The organism is Rhizobium sp. 05L429 (genome assembly GCF_056397645.1).
Genome location: NZ_JBFTNV010000013.1, coordinates 79,657 through 104,225 on the forward strand (window position 1 = coordinate 79,657; position 24,569 = coordinate 104,225).

12 protein-coding genes and 6 pseudogenes are annotated in these 24,569 nt (G+C 59.2%); 14 read left to right on the top strand and 4 right to left on the bottom strand.

The genetic code is table 11. The features are described 5' to 3' along the window. Positions 1–438: 438 nt before the first annotated feature. Positions 439–1,904 (bottom strand): annotated as a pseudogene (gene tnpC, locus AC1DNW_RS15785) (IS66 family transposase); the annotation flags it as partial. Between tnpC and AC1DNW_RS15790 the strand changes: the two are divergent. The 4 genes and pseudogenes from AC1DNW_RS15790 to AC1DNW_RS15805 form a co-directional block, all read left to right on the top strand. Then, a pseudogene (locus tag AC1DNW_RS15790) lies at positions 1,904–2,779 on the top strand (IS630 family transposase); the annotation flags it as partial. The pseudogenes tnpC and AC1DNW_RS15790 sit on opposite strands and share 1 nt — an antisense overlap. A 17-nt stretch (positions 2,780–2,796) precedes the next feature. Next, positions 2,797–3,031, top strand: a pseudogene (locus AC1DNW_RS15795) (IS91 family transposase); the annotation flags it as partial. A gap of 391 nt (positions 3,032–3,422) precedes the next feature. Beyond that, a pseudogene (locus AC1DNW_RS15800) lies at positions 3,423–3,649 on the top strand (transposase); the annotation flags it as partial. A gap of 421 nt (positions 3,650–4,070) precedes the next feature. Beyond that, positions 4,071–6,266, top strand: coding sequence for a calcium-binding protein (locus tag AC1DNW_RS15805; RefSeq protein WP_477853476.1), 2,196 nt, complete (start codon positions 4,071–4,073; stop codon positions 6,264–6,266). Positions 6,267–6,422: 156 nt separating this feature from the next. Here AC1DNW_RS15805 and AC1DNW_RS15810 read toward each other — a convergent pair. Then, a pseudogene (locus tag AC1DNW_RS15810) lies at positions 6,423–6,641 on the bottom strand (ATP-binding protein); the annotation flags it as partial. Between the two features lie 8 nt (positions 6,642–6,649). Between AC1DNW_RS15810 and AC1DNW_RS15815 the strand changes: the two are divergent. Together AC1DNW_RS15815 and AC1DNW_RS15820 are read left to right on the top strand one after the other, a co-directional pair. Continuing rightward, positions 6,650–6,835 (top strand): annotated as a pseudogene (locus tag AC1DNW_RS15815) (IS481 family transposase); the annotation flags it as partial. A gap of 84 nt (positions 6,836–6,919) precedes the next feature. Next, positions 6,920–7,462, top strand: coding sequence for a hypothetical protein (locus AC1DNW_RS15820; RefSeq protein ID WP_477853478.1), 543 nt, complete (start codon positions 6,920–6,922; stop codon positions 7,460–7,462). Here the strand turns inward: AC1DNW_RS15820 and AC1DNW_RS15825 are convergent. Both AC1DNW_RS15825 and AC1DNW_RS15830 read right to left on the bottom strand, forming a co-directional pair. After that, positions 7,414–9,543 (bottom strand): right-handed parallel beta-helix repeat-containing protein, encoded by a 2,130-nt coding sequence (locus tag AC1DNW_RS15825; RefSeq protein ID WP_477853480.1) that lies wholly within the window; start codon positions 9,541–9,543, stop codon positions 7,414–7,416. The genes AC1DNW_RS15820 and AC1DNW_RS15825 overlap by 49 nt on opposite strands. After that, entirely contained in the window at positions 9,540–10,862 is a 1,323-nt protein-coding gene (locus AC1DNW_RS15830; protein ID WP_113296521.1) for an O-antigen ligase family protein, read from the bottom strand. The genes AC1DNW_RS15825 and AC1DNW_RS15830 overlap by 4 nt, the downstream gene beginning before the upstream one ends. Positions 10,863–11,602: 740 nt before the next feature. On the opposite strand from AC1DNW_RS15830, the gene AC1DNW_RS15835 reads away from it, so the two are divergent. The 8 genes from AC1DNW_RS15835 (at position 11,603) to fcl (ending at position 24,544) form a co-directional block, all read left to right on the top strand. Then, positions 11,603–12,793 carry a glycosyltransferase family 4 protein gene (locus AC1DNW_RS15835; RefSeq protein ID WP_477853482.1) on the top strand — a complete coding sequence of 397 codons (1,191 nt, stop codon included), beginning with the start codon at positions 11,603–11,605 and terminating at the stop codon, positions 12,791–12,793. Positions 12,794–13,004: 211 nt separating this feature from the next. Continuing rightward, entirely contained in the window at positions 13,005–14,549 is a 1,545-nt protein-coding gene (locus AC1DNW_RS15840; protein ID WP_477853483.1) for an HAD family hydrolase, read from the top strand. Positions 14,550–14,641: 92 nt separating this feature from the next. Continuing rightward, on the top strand, positions 14,642–16,507 hold the full coding sequence (locus AC1DNW_RS15845; protein WP_477853485.1) for a glycosyltransferase family protein: 1,866 nt from the start codon (positions 14,642–14,644) through the stop codon (positions 16,505–16,507). 1,353 nt (positions 16,508–17,860) lie between these two features. After that, the gene (locus AC1DNW_RS15850; RefSeq protein ID WP_477853487.1) at positions 17,861–18,961 is read left to right on the top strand and encodes a glycosyltransferase family 4 protein; all 1,101 of its coding nucleotides are present in this window, start codon (positions 17,861–17,863) and stop codon (positions 18,959–18,961) included. Continuing rightward, complete coding sequence (locus tag AC1DNW_RS15855; protein WP_477853488.1) at positions 18,955–20,097, top strand: glycosyltransferase family 4 protein; 1,143 nt, start codon at positions 18,955–18,957, stop codon at positions 20,095–20,097. The genes AC1DNW_RS15850 and AC1DNW_RS15855 overlap by 7 nt, the downstream gene beginning before the upstream one ends. Next, positions 20,094–22,304 carry a GumC family protein gene (locus AC1DNW_RS15860; RefSeq protein WP_477853489.1) on the top strand — a complete coding sequence of 737 codons (2,211 nt, stop codon included), beginning with the start codon at positions 20,094–20,096 and terminating at the stop codon, positions 22,302–22,304. Before AC1DNW_RS15855 ends, AC1DNW_RS15860 begins: the two co-directional genes overlap by 4 nt. Positions 22,305–22,476: 172 nt before the next feature. After that, positions 22,477–23,580 carry a GDP-mannose 4,6-dehydratase gene (gmd, locus tag AC1DNW_RS15865; protein WP_113296531.1) on the top strand — a complete coding sequence of 368 codons (1,104 nt, stop codon included), beginning with the start codon at positions 22,477–22,479 and terminating at the stop codon, positions 23,578–23,580. Beyond that, complete coding sequence (fcl, locus tag AC1DNW_RS15870) at positions 23,573–24,544, top strand: GDP-L-fucose synthase (protein WP_477853491.1); 972 nt, start codon at positions 23,573–23,575, stop codon at positions 24,542–24,544. The genes gmd and fcl overlap by 8 nt, the downstream gene beginning before the upstream one ends. Positions 24,545–24,569 lie beyond the last annotated feature (25 nt).

The following is a 24,569-nucleotide window of genomic DNA, read 5'->3' on the forward strand; positions in this document are numbered from 1 at the left end:
TGCATCTCCAGCTATTGGACGTAGAAAGACCTAACATTTCTATTTCACACACGGAAATGACTTACGATATTCGAAGTAAGGCAGTATCCCGGGGGTATGCCTCATTGCTCTTTTTGATAAGCGTTACCCCCGAAAAGAGCGGTTTGACCTTCATGGAGCAGCGGAAGACAGTCGCTTTAGCGCAATCAGAGCTGGGGAGGTTTGAGCGCGATAAAGCCGGGGGAGAGACAATGGTGAATTCAATAGGGGGGAATTCAATAGGTGAATTGCGGGTGCCGGCCGGAGGGCCGTCAATGGCGCCAGCAGTACCAGTCAGCTGCAGAACGATTTGAGCTCTGATGGCTACATCGTCATCAGGGATGTCCGTATGCATACGCCGGGAACCGCGGGACTGGGTCGCGTGCGCGGGTCATTGCTGATGAATGCTGCGGATAAGATTCAGGCGTTGATCTGAGCAKAGGCTTTTTCGGCCTGGCGCAGCCTTTTCCACTCCCATGGGAGCAGTTCGTGCAAGCGGGAGACGGGCAGATCGGCGATGCGGGCGAAGACATCGGCAAGCCACGCCTTTGGGTCGACATCGTTGAGGCGGCATGTGGTGATGACGGTCAGCATGACGGCGGCACGATCGGCCCCACGCTGGGAACCGGCGAAGGTCCAGTTTTTCCTTCCTAACGCCACACCGCGCAACGCTCTTTCCGCTGCATTGTTCGTAAGACAGACCCTTCCGTCTTCGAGGAAGAGAGCAAAGCCCTCCCAGCGCTTGAGCATGTAATCGATCGGCTCGATGACCTCGGACGATCTGCTGAGCGTGGCGCGTTCCTTCGTCAACTACTCGCGCATCTCATCGAACAGCGGCTTGCTCTTTTCCTGCCGCACAGCCTGTCGTTCTTCGGCGCTCAATCCGTTGATCTGGCGCTCGATTTCGAACAACTTGTCATAGCGCTTAACGGCTTCAAATGCGACCGGCGAGATCGGCTTGCCTTTCCGCTTGTGATCTCGAGCATGTTTCTGGACATCGGCTAATGCAAAGAATTTGCGACGCGAATGGGCGTTGCAAAAGGCAAAGGTGATCGGTGTCTTCTTCGTTTTGGCAATAATGTCCGGCTCGAACCCGTTGTAGCAATCCGTCTGCAGAATACCACCATACTCGGCCAAGTGCTTCTGCGGATGTTCGCCACGCCGGTCGCTCGACGCATAATCGATCGCCGCCGGCGCAGCCGTTMCCCCGAACGGCTGGTCATCCCGGATGTAGGTCCATATTCGCCCGGTTACGCATTTGCCCTTGGCCTGGATTGGGATGGTMGTGTCGTCACCATGCAATCGCTCGGCCCCGAAAACATGCTTCTCGATTAGGTCGTAGACCGGCATGAGGGCCGCCCTTCCAAATCCGACCTGATCGGCCAGCGCCGAGGTCGACAGGTCTATGCCCTCACATTTGAACCTTGTGCTCTGGCGGTTCAGCGGACTGTGCATCCCAAATTTGTCGAAGACGATCGTCGCCAGCAGATGCGGACCGATGAAGCCGCGCGGCGTGGCATGGAACGGTGCTGGCGCCTGGCTGATCGCCTCGCAATCGCGGCAGGTAAATTTCTCCCGAAACGTCTCGATCACCTTGAAGCGGCGCGGTATCTCCTCCAGTGTCTCGTTGACATCCTCGCCCAGTTTGGACAGGCGCGACCCGCCGCAGCAAGCGCAGACGGTCGGGGGATCGATCACCACGCGCTCGCGCTCGGCATCCTCCGGCCAGGGTTTGTGCACCGGCCGTTTGCGTGTGAACGAACGCAGGCTCAACGTTCTGGCAGCAGCAGCCTGGGCCGCCACTTCATCCTCCGTCGCGGCCATCACGAGTTCTTCGAGCTGTAATTCCATCTGTCGATCAGACGTGCCGTGCGCTCGGATCTCTGAAGGGCTGACGGACGAATACCGGGCCGGTCGGCCACGGACTGTCTCCGATACCCAGGTTGCGGAGGTCGTCGAGCGTACGTTGAACACCACGCCCAAGGATGCAACGCACTGGTCCATCCGTTCGATGGCAGCCGACAGCGGGCTTTCGCATACCACCATCCGCCGGATCTGGACCGCGTTTGGCCTGCAGCCACATCGTGCCGAGACATTCAAGCTATCTTCCGATCCACTCTTCATCGACAAGGTGCAGGACATCGTCGGCCTTTACATGTCACCACCGGACCGGGCGGTTGTGCTTTGCGTGGATGAGAAATCGCAAATCCAGGCATTGGATCGCGAGCAGCCGGTGCTGCCCATGGCACCGGGCGTCGCCGAACGGCGTACCCATACCTATGTCCGCAACGGCACGACCTCTTTTTTCGCCGCGCTCGATGTTGCCACGGGTGCGGTGATCGGTCAGTGCTATAAGCGTCACCGGGCCACTGAATTCCTCGACTTCCTGAAGCGGATTGACGCCGAAATGCCCAATGGGCCGGACGTGCATCTGGTGATGGACAACTATGCGACCCACAAGACACCGAGGATCAAGGCCTGGCTGGCGCGCCGCCCACACTGGCATGTTCACTTCACGCCAACGTCGGCATCCTGGATCAATCAGGTCGAGCGGTGGTTCGCAGAGCTGACGCGAAAGCAGTTGCAGCGCGGCATACACCGTTCCACCGCAGAACTGGAAGCCGACATCGACGCATTCATCGAAACCCACAACGAAAATCCCACACCATACAAGTGGGTCAAATCCGCCGACCAGATCCTCGCGTCGGTCAAGCGCTTCTGCCAGAAGACAATGAGCCGAACTTCAGATTCGGGTGACTAGGTGTACGGTCCCGGAGCTTTCACCGCATTCGTCACTTCGGCTTGCTTTCCAATGGCCATCGGCCAACTGAAGCTGGACCTCTGCCGAAGCCTGATCGACCTCCCGCCGCCGGAGCAGCCGGTCGAAGAACCGGACGCAAAGCCACCCCCTCTGACGCATCGCTGCCCCTGTTGCGGCGGAGCCATGACGATCATCGGCGCGTGGACCCCGATTCGGCCGGCCTGCCGACCAGCATGGGAAGACAGCTCATGATTATTCCACGCGCGCCATCAGTTCAACGATCAGCGTCGGTATGCCGAACAGCCGCGAGGCTGGTGCTTTGGCCAATTGTGCCTGAGCGACGCAGAGCGCAACAGTACCAGGGGTTCGACCAATGCAAACCAGCCGACAGGCCCGTCAACGACACCGCAATGACCGCCAACAATCTCCTTCCAGACCTGTCCACGCGTTCCGGCAAGGTTCGATCTTCCCAAGTGCCATCCGMCGCTTCGGTTGAATCCCCATAGCGCCAAACAACCCGCGCCTTCGCTCAATCCGGCTTCAATGAGGATCAGTGAATGCCGCACGCAACGCGCCCGGACCTCACAGAACCCTCCAGAGGCTGGAGCAAATCAGATTCAACACTGACTTCTGGAGGTCGGTGATGGATTGCACGCACTTCGAGATGATCAATGGAAGCGCATCAGGGGCTTTGTGCCGGGTGGGACCAAAGGCAAGCGCGGTCCCCGCACGGATAGTCGAACATTTTTGGAGGCACTCTTGTGGATGGAGCGTTCCGGTGGTCGCTGGCGAGATCTGCCCGAGCGGCTTGGCGACTATCGCTCGGTGAAGCGGCGCTATTACCGCTGGATCGAGATGGGCGTGCCCGACTCATGCCCTCCCATTGCCATCTCGATCAGTGCCAATCGGCAAGGCAACGCTGCCCAAATTAGTTAAATTTAGAAAAAAATGTCGATTCTGCCTCTGGCGGGAGGATTCCAGCCACGCCCATCAGGTTTCCCTAATGTTTTCAATGGAAGCATTTCGCTATAGTTGCATAAAGAATAATTCGCGGCATGCGAGACATTTATACTGCCACAGTTTTGGAAACGCGAAATTCAACAAGTATTTCAAAACGTAACTTCGGATCGATTCAGATAATGTGGCAGCAATATGGCTATAATTCTCAAGGGCTTACTGTTGAGTTGCTGTTGCAACCTCCAGGATGCCGTCCTATAACCCCCCGCCGTAACGGCTGATTAACCAAAAATATTAATCGGCAAACACAACGCTAAGGTTGAGGAGCAAGATCATGACGACATATTACGTAKCGACGACCGGTAGTAGTGGCGGTAACGGCAGTGCCGGCTCTCCATTCCGCACGATCAGCGAGGCGATGTCGTCGAACCTTAAACCCGGCGACGAAGTCGTGGTGAAGGCAGGGACCTACAACGAGGCCATCAACATCAACAAGGACGGCTCGGCTGCAGGCGACATCACGCTGCGCTCGGAAGTGCCGGGCGGGGCGCTGATCCGGCCGCCCGCAGGCTCGTGGAACGCAATCACTGTCAACGCCAACTACGTGACAATCGATGGCTTCGACATCAAGGGCGGCCCCGGCGACGGCATCGAAGGGGGCGGCGTCCACCATGTCTCAATTCTCAACAACAAGGTCCACGACGCCGGGGAGTCGGGCATTCAGTTCAACCAGTCGGACTTCCTCAAAATCGAGGGGAACGAGACCTACAATAACGCATCGTCGGGCTGGTTTTCGGGTATCTCGATCTACCAAAACCGGAACATTACCGGCGATACCTCGACGGAGGGCTACCGGACGATCGTGCGCAACAACATCTCGCACGACAACGTCACGAAGTCGGGTGCGCACACCGATGGTAACGGCATCATCATCGACGATTTCCAGAGCACGCAGGCGAGCGGTCATCCGAACTATACATTCAAGACCCTGGTCGAGGGCAACCTCGTCTACGAGAACGGCGGCAAAGGCATCCAGGTGACCTGGAGCGACTCCGTCAYGGTGGCGAACAACACCGCATACCACAACAATCAGGACCCGCAGAACACCGGCACCTGGCGCGGCGAACTCAGCAACTCGCAGTCGAGCAACAATACCTGGGTCAACAACATCGCCGTAGCGGACCCATCGCTGAACAAGAACAACACCGCGATCGATAACACCTCGACCGGCGGCTACAGCAACAAGAACGTGGTCTGGGCCAACAACGTCACCTATAACGGCACGGCCGGCCAGGCCTCGGTCAAGACCGACGGCGGCAACCCGATGCCGAGCGCGGCGAACGGCAACCAGCTCGGCGTCGATCCGAAATTCCTGGCGGCGGCGAACGGCGACTTCCACCTCGGCGCCGGCTCGGTGGCGATCGACCACGGAACCGACAAGTACGGCCTCGATACGGTTGATCTGGACGGCCACGCTCGCGTCGTTGGAACTGTCGATGTCGGTGCCTACGAATCGGGCTCCCACACGACACCGGGAACGCCAACCACGCCGACGCAACCGGGGACGCCAACCACGGGGACGAAGGTATATACCGGCACCAACGGCAACGACACCATGCCACATAACGGCCAGTCCGACGGCGGCAACGAAACCTACAAGGGTATGGCCGGTAATGACGTGTTGAAGGGCGGTGCCGGCGCGGACCTGCTCGACGGCGGCACTGGCAACGACACGGCCACCTACGCGGGCTCCACTGCTGTCAACGTCAACTTGACGGCCGGGACCGCATCGGGCGGGCATGCCGCCGGTGACAAGCTCGTCAGCATCGAAAACTTGACTGGCTCCAGCTATAACGACGTGCTGGTCGGCAATAGCGGCGCCAACGTTCTCGATGGCGCGGCTGGCGCGGACAAGCTGAACGGCGCCGCCGGCGCGGACACCATCAATGGTGGCGACGGCAACGACACGGCAAGCTATTGGGGCTCCGCCGCTGTTAACGTCAACTTGGCGACTGGGGCCGCATCGGGCGGGTATGCCACCGGTGACAAGCTCGTCAGCATCGAAAACCTGGCTGGCTCCAGCTACAACGATGTGCTGACCGGCGATAGCGGCAGCAACGTTCTCGATGGCGCGGCTGGCGCGGACAAGCTGAACGGCGGCGCCGGCAAGGACATTATGACCGGTGGCGCCGGCTCGGATATGTTTATCTTCAAGGCACCGGCGGAAGCCGGGCTCGGCTCGAACCGGGACGTCATCACCGACTTCCAGCACGGCGCCGATAAGATCGACCTCTCGGCGATGGACGGGAATGGCTCTGCGCAGGGCAATGGAACCTTCCATTTCCTGGCGCAGGAGGATGCCTCTTTCGACCACAAGGCTGGCGCGCTCGCCTGGCATTATGAAGACAAGGCTGGATCCGCGAACGATACTACCGTTATCCAGGGCGACCTGAACGGCGACGGCGTTTCTGACTTCGAGATTCAGATGAAGGGTCTCGTCCACCTTGAGACAGGCGATTTTCTCCTGTAACGATACCCGTTGTGGCGGTCGTCCGATCGCCACAACAATCGCGCTAACGATCACGCAGCGCGCAACAATCGGCTACTTCGGCGCGCGGATGAGCCCACCGGGAGGGCGTAGCTCGAGCGGGGGCCTCATCCGCGCGCTGGGATTTTTCGACTGACTTCAGCCGGCCTTTCGGGCGCGGCTTTGCTGGAGGCGATAGCTGTCGCCATTCATCTCGAGGATGTTGAAGTGGTGGGTGATGCGGTCCGGCAGAGCGCCGGTCAGGCCCTCGGATCCCAAGGTCTCCGTCCATTCGTCGAACGGAAGGTTGCTGGTGATCAAGGTGGCACCTCGTTCGTAGTGTTGCGAGATCGGTTCGAACAATAATTCCGCACCGGTCTAGGTGTTTGGGCCAGATTTTACACGGGAGCGCCACGACGACAGTGGCAATCCGTCGAGCAATACAAAATAGTGAAGAGAGCCTGAGAGCACTTTCGAAGCGCTACGGGATCAATCAGAAGACTGTCGCTAAATGGAAGAAGCGGACATCGTTGGTCGACCTGCCGACAGGCACGAAGGAACCACATTCGACAATTCCTTGCCCCAGACCACTGGATTCTGATTTGATGCGCATACTCGTGTCAGCCTATACCTGCGAGCCAGACGCGGGATCCTGATTGGGCAAGGGTTGGAATTTCGTTCTGGAACTGGCCAGCCAGGGTTATGATATCACCGTTCTTACCTGCGGCAGTCGTCATCGTGCGGCGATCGAGCGCTATTGCGACAAGCGACAGGTGCCGAGCGGTCTGAGCTCTGTCTGGCACGATGTTCCTGGCCGGCCTGGACCTGGATACGAAAACGCCCATGGAAGCCGTCAGCATTACTACAAATGGCAGATGACCGCCCGTAAAACGGCGGCCTGGTTGCACGCTGAAAATCGGTACGATGTCATTCACCACCTGACATGGACCGGTCTGCGCTGGCCTTCCGTTCTCGGCGGCCTCGGTCCGCGGTTCGTATTTGGTCCGGTTGGCGGAGGGCAGAGCACGCCTTGGCGGCGAGGTTTTCCCGATCGGGGATGGAAATTCGAGATCAAGCGGGACCTTTGCAACATATGCAGCCGGTTTCACGTCATCGCCGACAGCAACACCGCGCGTCGCGGCCGCTTTTCTTACTCGGAGGGCGCGACGACACTGCCTGTGTCGGTTCCAGCCCTCTGAAGATCCCTCAGGCTGCCATATTCCCCTGAAGACATGATCTTCGGGCTTATTCGGAAGCTCTTATCGTTCAGATTGCCGTAATAGCGGTTGCGCGCGAATTGCACATATCCGCGCTTATGGCCGGGAGCGTAGACATATGCTGCAAGTCCGCTGCTATTATCGACCGACACGATATTGTCCTCGATGCGATTTGGGTGCGCCCATGATGGATGCCAATCCCGCCCGGTACTGTCATCGACGCGAAAAGCCGCGCCTGATCCGTGTGCGACGACGTTTCCTGTCACGACGTTGCTCCAGCCGCCGTTGATGCCGATCGCCGATACATTGCCCGAAAGCGTGTTTCCTTCGATGCGCACGCCGCTAGCCTTACCATCGGTGTAGATCGCCCAACTGATGGGGCTCGGCCATTCATTGGTATTTTCATATCCGGGAGGCCAGAACGTCCCGTCGGCCCTGTTCATAAGATGACCTGTCCCGGTCACGAGATTGAATCGGATGCTGCTGTCTAAGGGGTCGGTCTGCTCGCCCATCATCTTGATAGCACCGCCATCCGCCGTCTGCTGATTGGCGTTGCGGATCACGTTGTGCTCGATCACCGCGTGATGGACTGCATCTTCCGGCCCCCAGAGCGAGCCGCCGGTGATGCCGAACTGTGCAGCATCTTCGATCAGGTTGTCGGCGATCTTCACATCGTCGGCCGCCTGGAACCATATGCCTGCGGTCTCAAAGTAAACCCTTCCGACGTCGCGGATATGGTTCGACAGGATCCTGGCACCGTCCGATTTGCCGAAGCTGCCGTAACTCGTGCCGATGTAGATTCCGTTACCGGCGACATCTGCGATCGCATTGCCGGCAATCAAAACATCCTTGCTTTCAGATACATGGATACCGACGCCGACATTTTCGATGACATTGCCAAGCAGCCTGACGCCATCCGCGTGCTCCAGCCTGATGGCGCCAAACCCTCTGGTTTCCGTAAAGAATTTGCCGCTGCCTTGCGGATTTCCATCACGAAATTGAAGTCCCGAGACAATCATGCCATTGGCTCCCTCCAGCTTAAAGAATGTTGGGAGAACGCCCGCGACAACGATAGAGTCGGGGAACGGCCGGTCGGCAGGTATGTAGTCGAGTTGGCCTGTAACAGGATCATACCACCATTCCCCGGGGGCATCGAGGAATGCGGCCGCCCCGCTCAGGAAATAGCGGCTGCCCTCTGCCGTGAAGAAATAGCCAGTGCCTTTGGTATGAATAATTCGGTTTGCAGTGTCGATTGAGACCACTGGGAGCGTATCGCTCCCCCATTGGCTCCCAGGGTGAAAGCCACCAACAATGTGGGCGACAAGTCCCGCGGCATCTCCCAAGGCGGGAAGATCGCCAGCCCGGAAGCAAAAGCGTGTATTGCCTTCCCAGCCTTCATCATCCGACTCGCACTTGGCCGCAAACAACCATCCCTTGCGAGGATCTCCGTCGATGGGCGCGTTGGGAAAGCGGGCCTGGGTTTGGAGGACCCCATTGACGAAAAGATCGCCCACCGCCTGATCTGGCGGTAACCTCAGCGGTGCCGTCCAGCGGCCATCGGCCTGCGATGTCCAGCGACGCACAAGCAGGCCCCCGTGCAAAACCGGCGTCTGGTTGCATCTCGCCGTGATGACCAGGCCAGCATCGCGAGAGTCAAAGACTATCGGTTGAGCGAGATAATAGTCTCCGTTGCCCATTGCAATTGTGCTTTGGCCACCCTTCTTGCGCGCAGCATCGCGAGCTCTTTCAATGCTGGCGAAAGGACCGTCGGTACGTTTAGGATTTGGTCTGGGAAGGCGGCCACTCCAGGTGTCCTCGCCATCCGGAGAAACATAGAACATTGCCTTTGCCGCGGATGTGCCGGTCACTACGTCGCTCAAGGAAGTCCCATTCAGCTTGGCCGATAAGGTCGCCGCCGAAGCTTCCGCGCAGGTCGCGTCCCTGAGCGTCCTCTGCATCTGGTCGGGCGCATTTGCGTCCGACCTCACCGATGTCGGGTTGCCTGGCTGCGGAAAGAGCGTAGCAGGCAAAATGCTCAAGATCAGTGCAAAGCGCAGGCTCATGAGAGTTGCAGCTCCGTCATCATGCTGCGTGCGGGCGCCTGCCGCGGTGGACAGGAGCTGGCTGAAACGACGGGCGCGTATAGCGAAAACATGATCATGGCTGTGGCAAACAGAACGAAAATGGCGTCATTCTGGACCAGAAATATGCTCTCGGTCAGATTCATCACCAAAATCATGATCGTGAAGACGTTTAGCCAGAGCCAGCCATACTGCGGATCACGGCATTGAAGGATCGCGCCCTGGCGTACTGCACGGAGAAGTATCAGGGCGAACAGGGTCATTCCAATTATTCCGAAGCTCAGCATGGTATCGCGATATCCATTATGGGCGTGAGGGGCCAACCATTGGATTTTTGACCAGATAACCCACGCTTCGGGGTTCGCTTCTGTCCAAAACGCCTGGTAGCCGAAGCCGAGCGCCAGATGATCGGCTATCTGACGATCGACCAGCTCCCACAACGGCACTCGGCCCGTCAAAGTGGCATCCTTGCCGAGCCCTTCGAGGAACGGAACCAGGAATTCGTGAAGCGAAATGAGAAGGCCGACTGACACTTGAACGAAAAACAGGATGATGACGATGCGGCCGATGCCGCGGGTTCTCTGCAAGATGGAGTAGAACCCGAGCGAGCAGAATGCCGATGCCGTCGCAATTATCGCGGTCATCGATCCGGAGCCCGCAAGACAGAAGACACCCGCGCTCAACAAAATGATAGCGGTTCGCCGCCAGCCCAAGGTACCGTCAATCAGCACGGCCGTCGCCACCAGTATCATGATGGCGGCATACCAACCGAGACTGTTCTTGTTGAAGAAGATGCCCCGCAAAGCGCCGTCCGAGGGCATGCGGGCGAGATTCGGTGACGCTCCAAGAATGGCCACGCTGAGGACGACACATGTTCCCAAGCTCGCAAATACGAGCAGAAGCAGCTGCCTCGGTGTGAAGCGTATCGCCAACACATAGGCCAGGAGCACCGAAAACAGGAGGCCGATGGCGCGCCTCAAGCTTATTGACGGGCTCACTGACCACAAGACAGACAAAAATGGCAGAACAAGTAGGATGGGTAACAACAGATTTCGCCTGAGTGCTGTGAGAAATTGCGGAAAATTCCGCATCAGGATCAATCCGGTAAACGCGTAAACGGGTAAGACAAGGAGGCGCAATATGGCTTTGGCCGGATCGCTGAGCGCGCCACCGGCATCTACCAACATGAGTGGAAAGACAGCACCCGTTTGGAGAAAAAGGGAAAATCCGGCGCCCCAGCATTCGATGGTCCGCCAAGCGATGACCGGCCCAATCGCGGTTCCAGGCCCATATGCTCTCATTGTCGGTCCCCACTGAACGGGATAGGCAAGAGATCGTTGATCGTAGCAATCTGGAAAGACATATGTGATCGTTCTTGGTTGCGCCAAGGAACAATCGTCCCGTCACATCCGCAGTGCAACAAACACAAACGAAGGCGAGGCTACCTCTAACGCGCATACACACTATCCAATGACCTTGGGGTGCTAAGCCCTTGGGAGGCACTTCTCTTCCCGAGGGTTGATGGCAGGATGCACGTGATTGCCCATAAGAGCAGGTGTTGCGCGTATCCAATCGCCGGTAGGTTGGCGATGAATGCAATACCGCGAAGGACATCGCGCTAGGCCGCAGTTCTTTCCGGTGGGGCCGCAATCACCGAATCTCGATCCGCGGTAACCAGGCCGCCATTTGACGGTGGCGGGGTCAGATCGGCGGGCCGTTCGGGTAACAGCCGCAGGGACGGAGGAATGTTTGTACAGAGGAATGTTTGTGATGGCCCGATCTGCTGCCTCCTCGTCTGCGACCAAGCCGAAGCTGGTCTTCCTCCAATGGGACCACAGTCCTTATTCCCGATACGCGAAGTACTTGATGCAGCACATGCGGGATCATGTGCACTGCCTGGAGCAGCATTTTGAGGTCGTGGTCGTAAGGCGGGGGAGTCGGACCGGACAGCTCCCGCGAGACATCCCCTCGTGGACGCTGCGCAAGGCTGAGACAGCACGCCCACCCACACGCCGCCGCCGAAGAAAGATGGAGAACGCTTATGACGCTTGAGCGGGAGGCCGCGGTAGCGGTCGGCGCGCCGTCTCCGGTAGACCGACCGCACGCACCCATCCGGATACGGACGGGGCACAGCTACCACGTGCCCCTCGCCATCACGCTCGGCCAGAGGAATGCGAGGTTCGTGCAACGCGCATTAACCCCGCTCGCGCGGCTCGGCCGATGGCGCTGGGTGGACAGCATGAGCTTCGTCCCCGAACCGGGCTTCGACGCCATCCACACCTGGAACACCGTACCGCTGCTTACGCGGCGCCCGTACATCGTGACCTTCGAGGATTTCCTGCCTCGCACGCCCGAAGATCGGCGGATCGCCTGGCTTGAGCGCTGGCTCCGGGATCGGCTCGTGGAGCCGCGCTGCGTTGGGATCGTTGCGCTCTCAGACTATGCCGTGCGTCAGGTCCGCCAGCAGCACCACGGCTGGAGCGGCTTGCCGGACCTGCTCGCGAAGATCTCGGTGGTCCCGCCGGCGACGCCGATCCGCCGGGACCGGCCGAAGCACCATTCGGACCGGCTGCGCCTCCTCTTCGTCGGGTACGACTTCATGCGAAAGGGCGGGCCGGTCGTCCTCCGCGCGCACGAGATTCTGCGTGGGCGAGGCGTGCCGGTCGAGACGACAATTGTCTCGAGCCTTGGATGGTCGGCGGATGACTATGTGGGGCCGCCTGACGCCGCTTATGTCCAAGCCGAACTCGCGCGGCTGTCGCAAGAGGGCGTGGTCCATCACCGACGCCAGCCCCCAGCCGAAGTGCACCGCCTGATGGACGCCGCCGACTGGCTTGTCTTTCCGACCTTCCACGACACCTTCGGCTTCGTTACGGTCGAAGCGCTGGCGGGCGGCACGCCCGTCATTGCCACCGATACCTGCGTGATGCCGGAAGTGGTGATCCCCGGCGAGACCGGTTGGCTTCTGCCCTTCGAGAACGAGGACGAGGTCGGCAAGTGGCGCTGGCTCTACCGCAACGCCGAGAGCGGCTACCTTGATGCCTATCACGGGGCGACCCTCAAGCTGGCGGACGCTCTCGCAGACAGGCTGACGGAAGCGTGGGAGGAAAGGCGTGATTACCAGATACTGAGCGCCGGCGCCCTCGCCGCGGCGCGCACGCGCTACAATCCCGAGATCGCCCGGACGAAACTTGAGACGCTCTACGAACGGTTCAGGGATGTGCTGACATGACCGGCCGCCCGGAAGGCGCCGCACCCGTCAAAGAGCGCGCGCTGCGCAGCGTCCGAGAGGCGATCGCGCTTCCAGTCAGCCAAGACTGCCCCGGCCTACTTCGTTTAGGCGGACTGAACGAYGGCGTTCGTGTTGTTACTTCAGGTGGCTGTGACCTTGATCAGTTATCGCAGATCCGAGTGCCCGTGATACCCATACGGGAGGAGAAGTAATGGAGTTGTCATTCTCATTAGATCCGGGTGCTGGCGAATATGACGCGACACCCGATAAGGCCATCGAGGCGGTACAACACTTCGATGGGCCGCTTCTGATTGACCTTGACGAGACACTTTATCTGAGAAATTCCACGGAAGATTTCATCGACTGTGCACGACCGGCCTTGGCGGCGTACATGCTCCTGAAGCTGCTCGACCTATTGCGCCCATGGCGTTGGACCGGAGCGGAGACGCGAGATGTCTGGCGCGTCCGGCTCGTTCTTGTGCTCTTCCCTTGGGTGATACACCTTTGGCAAAAACGCGTTACGGCGTTGGCTCGCGAGTTCGGGAATGTGCCATTGCTGCGCGCGGTCAATGCGCGGCCGAACTTGCCTATCATTGCAACCTTGGGATTCCGGCCGATCGTTACTCCACTCATCGCCGCACTCGGTCTTCCTTCCGTGCGCGTGGTCGCGGCGCGCGTCTGGACTGCAACGGATCGCCGAGATGGAAAGCTAGCGCTTGTCGGCGGGGCATTKGGCGCCGAGACGCTGCAACGCAGCCTTTGTCTCACCGATTCGTTGAATGATCTGGCGGTCCTCAAGGCATGCGCGTATCCGCTCCGCACGATTTGGCCACACGCGCGCTACCGGCCCGCCTTCGCCGGTCTCTATATTCCCGKACGGTACCTGACGCTGATCAAGCGGCCGAACGCGCAATATATCCGCCGGATCATCCTGCAAAAGGATTTTGTACTGTGGGTTCTGTCGTCGATCTGGCTTGCGGCGGTGCTGCCACTGCACCTGCTCGGCTTGCTTGGTTTGTTGATTTCGTTCTGGGCAGTATATGAGCAAGGCTATGCAGATAACGACCAGATCGCAGCTCGATTCGAAGAGAGTCCGCAGTTGACGGCCGAGTTCGAGAACGTGGAGGTGGCGGTCCCGCAAGCAGCTCATTGGTTCTGGGCGGCGGCGGCCGGCATCGGCGGAATCACATTGCTGCGTTGGCCACAACCGCCAAGCTTCATCGACTGCGCCATCTGGACCGCAGTGCTTGTTGCGACGTGGCTCTGCTTTCGTTTTTTCAACCGCCTGGACAAGGCTACGCGCGTCTGGCCCTACGCCGGTCTGCAGTTCGCCCGCTGCGCAGCTTTTGCAACGCTCGTGCCGATTGTGCCGATCGCGCCGGCCGCAATCGGTGCCCACGTCATCGAAAATTTTGTGCCCTACTTTGTGCGCCGGCTCCGTGGCGGCTCATGGGATCTGCCGCATAATCTCATGTACCTGATCTTCCTTGTCCTGCTCTCACTCCTAGCCGCAGCTCAGCAGGGCGTCGAAATCCTCCTGCAATGGCCGACACTCACACTCTTGGGCTTCGCCGTGTTGCGAGCCGCACCGGAGCTTCGCGCAGTCGTCGCAAGGGCATCGTGGATCGATCGTGACTCGCGACGAGGCTCGCAATCCTCGACCGGGTCCGGCCCCGATCGGTCCGGGCGGCCCGAGCCGCAGGCGGAGGCGCACGTGACGCGGGAAACGCTCGTCCGATTTGGGGGCGCGCAATGATTGAACTGCCGATCCGCGCTGAAAAGGCCGCCATGCGATGGTCGCAGGGTCGGATCTGCGGGCCGTTCGGGTGACGGCCGCAAGAATGGAGAATGTTCGTGTCGACCCCATTTTCTGCCTCGCCTGCAACCAAGCCGAAGCTGGTCTTCTTCCAATGGAACCACAGTCCCAATTCCCGATATGCGAAATACATGACGCAGCACGCGCAGGATCATGTACGCTGCATGGAGCAGCATTTCGAAGTCGTGGTCGTCAACGAGGATTGCGACTATGGCCGGATCTGCGACCGGTACCAACCGGACCTCACGCTGTTCGAGCTCGGTTATCAGTCGAACCAATCGCATCGCATTGAGATCCGGAACGTGTCGGCCCATTCGCAAGTTCCGAAAGCCGGCCTCCTCAACGCCGATTCATGGGCGCCGACGCGCTCGGGCATCTTGTCGGACATAGATCGCTTGGGAATCGGCGTTTGCTTCTCCATCTGCACGACGATCCAGGATTACCTGCCCGACAGTCTGGATGGTCTTTATGTCTGGCCGAACTTCATCGACCCAGCCGTGTTCCGCGATTATGGCGCGGAAAAGTCCATCCCGATCATGCTGACGGGCTCGCGGGCCGAGCTCTATCCTTGGCGGCGCCGTGTCTTCCCGCTCCTTTCAGGATCCTATCCCTGCCTCATCTGTCCGCCGCACGGCTACTTCGACGCCAGTGCCGCGCGGGCCCTCACCGGCGAACGCTACGCCCGCACGCTCAACGCTAGCCTCTTCGCCCCATCTTGCGGGACAATGGCACGGGAGATCGTGCGCAAGCATTTCGAGATCCCGGGCGCCGGATCCTGCCTGATCGCCGAACGCACACCGATGGCCGAGGCGGCCGGCTTCGCGCATATGGAGAATTGTGTCTTTGCCGACGCGGACGACGTATTGGACGTCCTTGACAACCTCATGCAGGATCGAGACCGGCTCCGGCGCATAACAGACGCCGGGCACGACCTGGTCCATTCCCGCCACACGATCGCGCATCGCCCACAGATCTATCAGTGGTTTCAATTACAGAAGGCACCATCGCCAGGCCGCCGGATCGAGCAGGACGGCCCGTTCGGCGACCTTGTGGGGGTCGAACGGACCGGACCGCGCTTTCCGGCGCGGAGCGGAGGAGGCGCCGACCGCACCCTGCTCGCGAATGGATACAAGAGCCTTCGGCGCGGCGAGCTTGGAGCCGCGCGCAAGGGGTTTTCCGACTGCCTCATCTATGTCAGCGATCTGCCGGAGGGCCTGTTTGGTCTAGCGCTGTGCGATCTGGCGAGTGGCGATCCTGCCGAGGCCGCCATCCGGCTTGGACACCTGATCGAAACGACGGCCGTCGTCTACGGCGCACAGGATCCCGACCCTGCCGAATGGGCCGTCTATCTCTTTGCGCTTTCCCGTCTTGGACGGGACTGGGAAGCTCGACGCCTAGCCGATTGGTATCCGCGACTGTCCCATCCCGCGCTTGATTACATTCGCAGCCTCCTCTTTGCACCCGATGCCTGGTCTGGAACCGGCGACGCGCTCACGAGACGACCGAGCATCCACGACAGGTTCGTCGCGGCAGAATCACAGGGATGGCAGGCGCTGCTGACAGAACTGTCCCGGCTCCCGCCGCCCTCCGAGCGAAGCGTCCCGGAGGGCGGTGGACGGGCACCGGCGGCCTCGCGCCGCGCCGGACGGGCGACGTTAAGGCAACTCCTGGCCCATGCGACAGAATACACAGTGACACGGGCGGGCCTGACCGCCCTAAGACCGAACATCCCCCCAACGGGAGAACTCGACTATCTGCGAAATGTGTCCCGGCAGTTGCGCCGCGCCATCCGCAAGACCCGGCTCTGGGACCTTACCGCCGACACGCGCCGGTTCTTCAAGGCGCGGCGGGAACGACGCGAGCTATTCCGAGGCGCCGAGGCCGAGCGGCGGGAGTGAGCGCAGATGCGAAATCACAAGGGCAAGGCATGGCATGAGGAAGGGCGCACAGAGCGTCATTAGGATCGTGTTCTGCGCCAATCCGGAAAATTTCCAGCGCCTCGCGGAAGGTTTCGCCGGATTCGAGCGTCTTTCCTTCCGGATCACTACATCGACGGACGGGTGCTGGGTGGGCTGTTCATCGACCGGTATTAGGCTACGTGTCCTTGTTCGGCAGCGGGGCTACGACCTCGCGCTGCACGATCAGGACGCCATCAACGCCGTTTTCTTCGATGAAATAAAGACGCTGGACTGCCGCTGGAACCTGCAGGCCAGAATGTACAGATGCGGCAGGCGGGCAGCGCCGCACGACTGCCACACACGAGGCGCGTCGCCGACCTAAAATCATCCACTATACCACTTTCGAAAAGCCGTGACTCTTTAGATCGCGGACTCCCCTCAGGAAGACGCCGTGGTGAGATGCGAAACCTGTCCCGACAAGCCGCCGGGCTCAGAGCCTCGAATACTCCTTCGATCGGCCTTCAGGATCGCCGTGAACTGCCCCCATTTTCGACCGGACACTCAGCATAAGCAGGAAGGCTCAAGCACAGGCTGATCCGACAGGCTTCGCCCGAATCAAGCCGGATGGCCGCTCCTCGGACGGCGAAGTCTTCGTTCATGGCTACCTGGCGTATCAAGTAACAATCGCCCGGTCACATCCGGAGCGCAAACAAACGCAAACGAGGCGGGCTACGTTAGCGCGCATGCCCACCATCTAATTATGTTGTCGCGCCTAAGTCCTTGGGAGGCACATCCCCTCCAAAGGTTGATGACAGGGTCTACGGGACTGCCCTTAAGAGCAGATGTTGTGCGAGTCCATTCGCCGGTAGTTTAGCGATGAGTGCATACGCGAAAGACATTGCTAGGCCCCAGTCTCCGGTGAAGCGAGGCAACGATTCTGGTGCACGCTGACTGTTCGCAGTTGACGATTAGAAGGGTTGGGATTGCTATGGTTCTGCGTCATGGTCCTGGTTCCGCACGCTACACGGCAGGAGCGTCATTCGTCGCGGTATTGTTGGCGAGGACCTCACCAGCCCTATACAAGATCCTGATCGAGCGAGGTGATACTTCGGATATCGCTATTACGGAGGCTCCCAACCTCGGTGGCGACAGCAATGTCGAGCTCGCGGGCAACATCCTGCTGCCGCACCACCATTGGTACCGTGTAGCCTCGGCAAGTCCGGGCGGAGCCGAGGCATGCACCCGGCTCAAACTTGCTGTCGAAGCGCTATGGAGGCGGACGCGTGATGCATTGCGCAGAGCCGGCGACCTCCCTCGACCTGGTCAGGATATTGGCTTGTCGGAGTCAGCACGATGAAAGCCCTGATGCTGGTTTCCGAACTCGAAGACTACACCATCTCCTACGCCAGCGGCCTGGCACAACACATGCAGGTCGTGCTGGGCGTTCCGCGCCGGCGCTTCGAACACCTTGCTTCCTGGTTCGATCCGGCTGTCGATCTGCACCTTCTGGATTGGCCGCGGCACCGCTCGCTTTCCAATCCCTGGTTCCTGCACCAGCTCACACGTCTCATCCGGCATGAACAGCCGAACCTTATTCACCTTCTGAGCAATTCTACGCTCTGGCTGAATTTTGCCGCTCCATTCTGGCGCCCGATTCCGCTCGTAACGACCGTACACGATGTGACAGTGCATCCTGGCGATTCCGATACCCGCACGCTGCCCGCCTGGGCTCCTGAATTGATGGTGAGGCAATCGCGTCATGTCGTCGTGCATGGCGAGGGGCTGAAAAGGATGGTCCTCGACAGATATTCAAAATCCCCAGATAGCGTCCATGTCCTGTCGCATCCAGYCATTCATCGCTACGCGGAGCTCGCCCGTCGGAGGAAAATGACGCGGGGCCAGGCAGACGGAACCATTCGGGTCCTGCTCTTCGGGCGGATTTTTGCTTACAAGGGTCTGGAGCATCTGGTCCGAGCCGAGGCCATGCTCAAGGATACGCTCCCCAATCTGCGCATTACGGTGGCGGGCCGTGGCGACGACCCCAGGATCTTCCAGCCACTTATGGGGGAAGCCGGTCGCTATGATATCCGCAACCGCTTTATCGAAGACGAGGAGGTCGCGCAGCTTTTCCTGGACGCCGATATCGTTGTCCTTCCCTATACGGAAGCGTCTCAAAGCGGTGTCCTCAACCTTGCTGCGGCCTTTGGCAAACCGGTTATCGTAACGGATGTCGGCGAATTGCGCGCGACAGTTCAGCCAAATGGATTGGGGGTGGTTGTGCCGCCGGGGGATGCGGAGCAGCTCGCAAGAGCCATCCGGATATTGGCGGAGAACCGCGAACTCAGAAACAATTTCGGTKCCAATGCGCTCGAATGGGCCACAGGACCGAATTCACCYGAACAGGTCGGGGCACAGGCCGCGGCCGTTTATCGCGAGGTGGTCGGATCATGCTGATGAAGGTATTCGCGGCCGGCCACCAGATAACGATGCGGAACGCGGCAAGCGTCCGTCACTATGTGCCGGGCGGTTGCGAGAACGGCGGCGGCATCGGCAGGCTGGTCGGATATATATCCAGCACGGCGAAGGAGGCAGGAGAAAAACATCTGGTCACCGATACCAGGGGGCCTCGGTGGTCAGTCGTGGCGTCGCCTGCGCGCTTGCTCGGCGCCATCTTGATGATGGTGAAGGATCGGCTCGTTGCTCCGCGACGAATTCATCACATCCATGTCGCGGGTCKCGGCAGCACTTCCCGAAAACTGATCTTGACTGAGGCCGCCCGCCTCCTTGGATGTCGTCACATATTGCATCTGCACGACTATGATTACGCAAGCGATTTCGCCACACGCTCGCCACGCCAGCAATCGCTCATACGTCGAATGTTTCAACATGCGGACTGCGTTGTGGCGCTCGGCCAGCGTGATCGCACAACGCTGTCGGCACTTCTGGGCGTCGAGGAACGCCGCATAGTCGTCGCTCATAATTGCGTCTCCGATCCGGGCGCACACGGTGTTCGGGTCGGCGAGACACCATTGATCGTATTTCTTGGTCGGCTGAGCGAGCGTAAAGGCGTTACCGAGCTTCTCCATGCCTTGAGCCATCCGCTCATGAAGGAACTGGGGTGGCGCGCCGTGCTGGCGGGCGATGGACCTGTCGAAGACTACCGACGCCAGGCCACAGCTTTGGCACTTTCGGATCGGGTGGAGATGCCGGGCTGGCTCGACGCCGACAAGGCGCGGGCCTTGTGTGCACGTGCGGATATCCTTGTCTTGCCTTCACATGCCGAAGGCCTGGCAATGGCGGTTATCGAGGGACTTGCCCATGGGCTCGCGGTTGTCACGACACGTGTCGGCGCCCACGAAGAAGTCATCTCCGACGGCGAAACCGGTGTTTTCGTGCCTGTCGGAGACAAGGATGCCTTAGCCGCGGCGCTGGCGAAACTCGTGATCGATCCGGACATTCGCAACCACCTCTCGTCCAGGGGCCGCGCCCTCTACCTCAATCACTTCAGTATGAAGGCATACATGCGATCGATGGAAAAACTATATGAAGCCGTCTCTGCGCAACCTCAAACAATGGTTGGCGCGCCATGACAATTTCAACTGTTCCCCCAGATCGTAACGTCCCGCTGTCGTCGATGCGTTATGACCCCAGGTTTCAGACAGAGACCAAATCGGACGACTTTGATCTGACATCAGGCATGCGCCTCATCCGCCGAAGGGTCGTCATGATCGCGGCGCTGACAGCACTCTTTATGGTGCCTGCCATTACGATGATTTCCGGATTTAAGMCGAACTATCACGCCGAGTCCCGGTTGATCATTCACAGGCCATTAGCAACAACGCTCGGCGCCGAAGATAACAGTCGCAATGATCCTCTGGACCTTACATCGGAGATCGAGCGATTGCTTTCCAGAAGCGCCGCCGAACGGGTGATCCGCGATCTTCAGCTCGATGAGCGGCCAGAATTCAATGCGGCACTGCGTAAGGCCTCTGTTGCCGCAAAGGTCCGGGAAATGTTGCGCGGCCTGGTCGACAGCGAAAAACCGTCCTTGCCGATACGAGACAGCATCGAGCCTATCATCCCCGCATATTACAAGGCGCTGCGCGTATGGAGTGACGGCCAGGGTGACGTTATCCAGATCGGATTCGATGCGAGCGATCCCAAACTGGCCGCCGCAGTCCCGAACCTGCTCATGAGCATCTACCTTGAAGAGCGCAAGGACAGCATCCGCAGCCGCCTGGACGCTGCGGAAGAATGGCTTCTGCAGCGCATCGCCGAACAACAGGATCGCGTGAAGACAGCGCGAGAAGCTGCTGACAAATATCAGGAAACGGCCAGTGTCGTTTCGGACGATGACACTCAGGGTGAGCAGATCAAGTCGCTGATGGAGTTGAGTGAGCGGCAAACAAAAATCGAACAAAGCCGCGCTGAAGTCGAAGCAACGATTTCGACGCTGGAAACAGCCGACGATTCTTCGCTTGCTCTCCAGAACATACCCCTTCCCGATAGCATCGGCGCGATGGAACGCGACCTGCGCGCACAGAAGCTAGATCTGGAGCGCCTTCTTCAGACCTATGGCAACGATGCCGAAGCAGTGGTCGACCTGCGCGAGAAGATTGCCAAGTCCCACACCGACCTCGGCCGTGCGGTCGATCGGTATCTCCAGTCCATGCGCGCCAAGCTGGCAGCGCTTGATCATGAAAATAGTGCGGTCCGCTCTGCGTTCGCAGCCGCCCAGGTGCAACGTTCCCACTCGGCCCTGGCGCAAACCGAGTTGTTGCGACTGCAGCGCATCGTTGACAGAGAGCAAACGACGCTGGACGAACTCGAAAAGCAACGCCGTGGTCTTGCTGGACAGGCCATGCTGCCGGGAGCGGAACTTGAGGTTTTGTCACCGGCTGCAGAGCCGCTCGGGCCGCAGGGTCGCGGACGGCTTTTCTACCTGATCGGCGCCATGGTCGCTTCGATTTCGATCGCGGTGACGGTCGCCTTCGTGGTTGAGATGGTGGACAGGTCGGTCCGCAGCTTCGACCAGTTGGCCGGAATGGCACGCATAATACCCGGCGGTTTTATACCGCGCTTGACCAGGAAAAGCCGGAATAATCCTTCGGCACTGTTCGGCCATGGACAAGGCGGGATGTTTGACGAAGCGATGCGCACTGTCATGATTTCGCTCAAACAGTCCAACGGCGGAAAATTGCCCAACAGCATTGTGGTGACGTCTGCGCACAGCGGCGAAGGCAAGTCGCTTGTCGCCAGATCGCTGGCAATCGAACTGGCGGCCAACGGGAATTCGGTGCTGCTTATCGATGGCGACCTTCGACGCGGAAATCTCGATGCGCTTTTCAAGTCAGGTTTAAAGCAAGGATTGAATGAATTCCTGAGCGGACAAGCCCAACTACAGGACATCATCTGTCACCATCCAAGCGGTATCGACTTCATTCCTGCCGGTAGCCCCAGTCCCAACCGGCGCGCTCATTTGAATGATGTGGCTGACATTATCGAGATGGCACGGGCAAATGGCCAGATCGTGATCTTCGACAGTGCGCCTGTACTGGCCTCGTCCGACACGATGCATATGACTGCGTTGGTCGAGCGAACCTTGATGATAGTAAAATGGGCAAAGACCAGCCGTCGCGCCGTCGAAATTACCGCGCTGCATCTGAGAAGCGCACGAATCTCCGAAATTGTTGTCGCAATAAATAAGGTTAAGCCGAAAAAACACGCCCTATACAACTTCAGTGACTCGGAGTTATTTTCAAGAGCGCTCATGAAATACCATGACTACAAGACATGAAATTTCACTTTCATGGAAAGGTACTTGGCACGGGTAGTCACTGTATCGGGGCTTTGGAAATGAGGGGGCATTCGAACTGCCGAGCTAAAAACTGCTTCGCCAAGCGTACCGCGCCTGGCGGGGCGACATCAACTTTTCGAAACAACTGTAGTACCAGAGTTGGAGGGTGATCATGGATACCGGAGTAAGACATAACCGCAAAGTTGCGCTGATAACCGGCGTAACAGGTCAGGACGGCGCATATCTGGCCGAATTGCTCTTGGAGAAAGGGTATATTGTCCACGGCATCAAGCGGCGCTCGTCGTCCTTCAACACCAATCGTATCGAGCATCTCTATGAGGATCCCCATGTCGAGAATCCTCGCTTCATCCTCCACTACGGGGATATGACCGATGCAACGAACCTCATTCGGGTGGTTCAGGAAACGCAGCCTGACGAGATCTACAATCTTGCTGCACAAAGCCACGTCCAGGTGTCTTTCGAGACGCCTGAATATACCGCCAACGCGGATGGAACCGGCACCCTGCGGCTGCTTGAAGCCATTCGCCTTCTKGGCCTCACCAAGAAAACACGATTCTATCAGGCATCCACCTCCGAGCTCTACGGCAAGGTTCAGGCGGTCCCGCAGAACGAGACGACGCCTTTCTACCCTCGATCCCCCTACGCTGCCGCCAAGCTGTACGCCTACTGGATCGTGGTCAACTATCGCGAGGCCTATGGCATGCATGCCTCAAACGGCATCCTGTTCAACCATGAAAGCCCGATCCGCGGCGAAACCTTCGTGACCCGCAAGATTACCCGGGCGGCGGCGGCCATCCATCTCGGCCTGCAGGACCGGCTCTATCTCGGCAATCTCGATGCAAAGCGCGATTGGGGACATGCGCGAGAATATGTCCGCGGCATGTGGCTGATGCTGCAGCAGGATGAACCGGAGGACTATGTTCTTGCGACCGGCGAAACGCACACCGTTCGCTCCTTTGTCGAGAAGTCCTTTGCCAGAGTGGGCATGCCGATCGACTGGCAAGGCGAAGGCGTCGAGGAAAAAGGATATGACAAGCTATCCGGCCGGTGTGTGGTGGAGGTCGATCCGGCCTATTTCCGACCCACTGAAGTCGACCTTCTGCTTGGCGACCCGACGAAGGCGCATACGAAACTCGGCTGGAAGCACGAGGTCAGTCTTGATCAGCTGGTTTCGGAGATGGTTCGCGAGGACCTGAAAGTCATGGCCCGCAATGTTCCGACGGTTGGTGCGAATAAGGGCTTGGTGCATGCCTGAGCTCATCTACAGCCTTGCCGGAAAAAKGGTCTATGTCGCGGGCCACCGAGGCATGGTGGGCTCGGCGATCGTCCGGCGTCTCGCGTCCGAGGGCTGCGAGATCTTGACGGCCCCGCACGCCGAGATCGATCTCAGACGGCAGGATCAGGTGGAGGCATGGATGGCAAAGAACCGTCCCGATGCCGTCTTCCTGGCGGCTGCGAAGGTCGGCGGTATTCTCGCCAATGATACCTATCCGGCCGACTTCCTCTACGACAACCTTATTCTCGAGGCGAACATCATCCACGCCGCTTATAAAGTTCGCGTTGAAAAGCTGATGTTTCTGGGTTCGTCCTGCATCTATCMGAAGTTCGCCGATCAGCCGATCGTCGAAGAGGCGCTTCTCACCGGATCGCTCGAACCCACGAATGAATGGTATGCGATCGCCAAAATTGCCGGACTGAAGCTTTGCGCTGCTTACCGAAAACAGCATGGAAAGGACTTTATCTCGGCCATGCCCACCAATCTCTATGGGCCAGGCGACAATTTTGACCTCGATTCAAGCCATGTCATGCCAGCGCTGATACGCAAGGCGCATGAGGCAAAGCACAAGGGAGAGAAGGAAATACGCATCTGGGGCACCGGAACGCCGCTGCGCGAATTCCTACATGTCGAGGATTGCGCCGACGCCTGCATCCATCTCATGAAGACCTATTCCGCCGAAGGTCACGTGAATGTGGGCTCAGGCGAAGACATTAGCATCCTCGAATTGGCTGGGCTCGTCGCAGAGGTCGTCGGCTTCGAAGGCGAGATCACGCGAGACCTCACCAAGCCGGACGGTACGCCACGCAAGCTGATGAGCGCTGATAAGCTCCGCGCTCTCGGCTGGTCACCGAAGATCGGCCTGAAGGAGGGCATCGCGGACGCCTACCACTCCTTCCTGAATGGGCATTATCTCGAACGCCACAACGAGGCTGCTGAGTGATCGCGGGCCAGCTGTCGTCACAGTA

What these genes read in the sequence shown, in the direction of transcription:
- AC1DNW_RS15845 (WP_477853485.1), top strand. Translation starts at nt 14,642, where the DNA reads ATGTTCGTGTCGACCCCATTTTCTGCCTCGCCTGCAACCAAGCCGAAG.
- AC1DNW_RS15835 (WP_477853482.1), top strand. Translation starts at nt 11,603, where the DNA reads ATGACGCTTGAGCGGGAGGCCGCGGTAGCGGTCGGCGCGCCGTCTCCG.
- AC1DNW_RS15830 (WP_113296521.1), bottom strand. Translation starts at nt 10,862, where the DNA reads ATGAGAGCATATGGGCCTGGAACCGCGATTGGGCCGGTCATCGCTTGG.
- AC1DNW_RS15825 (WP_477853480.1), bottom strand. Translation starts at nt 9,543, where the DNA reads ATGAGCCTGCGCTTTGCACTGATCTTGAGCATTTTGCCTGCTACGCTC.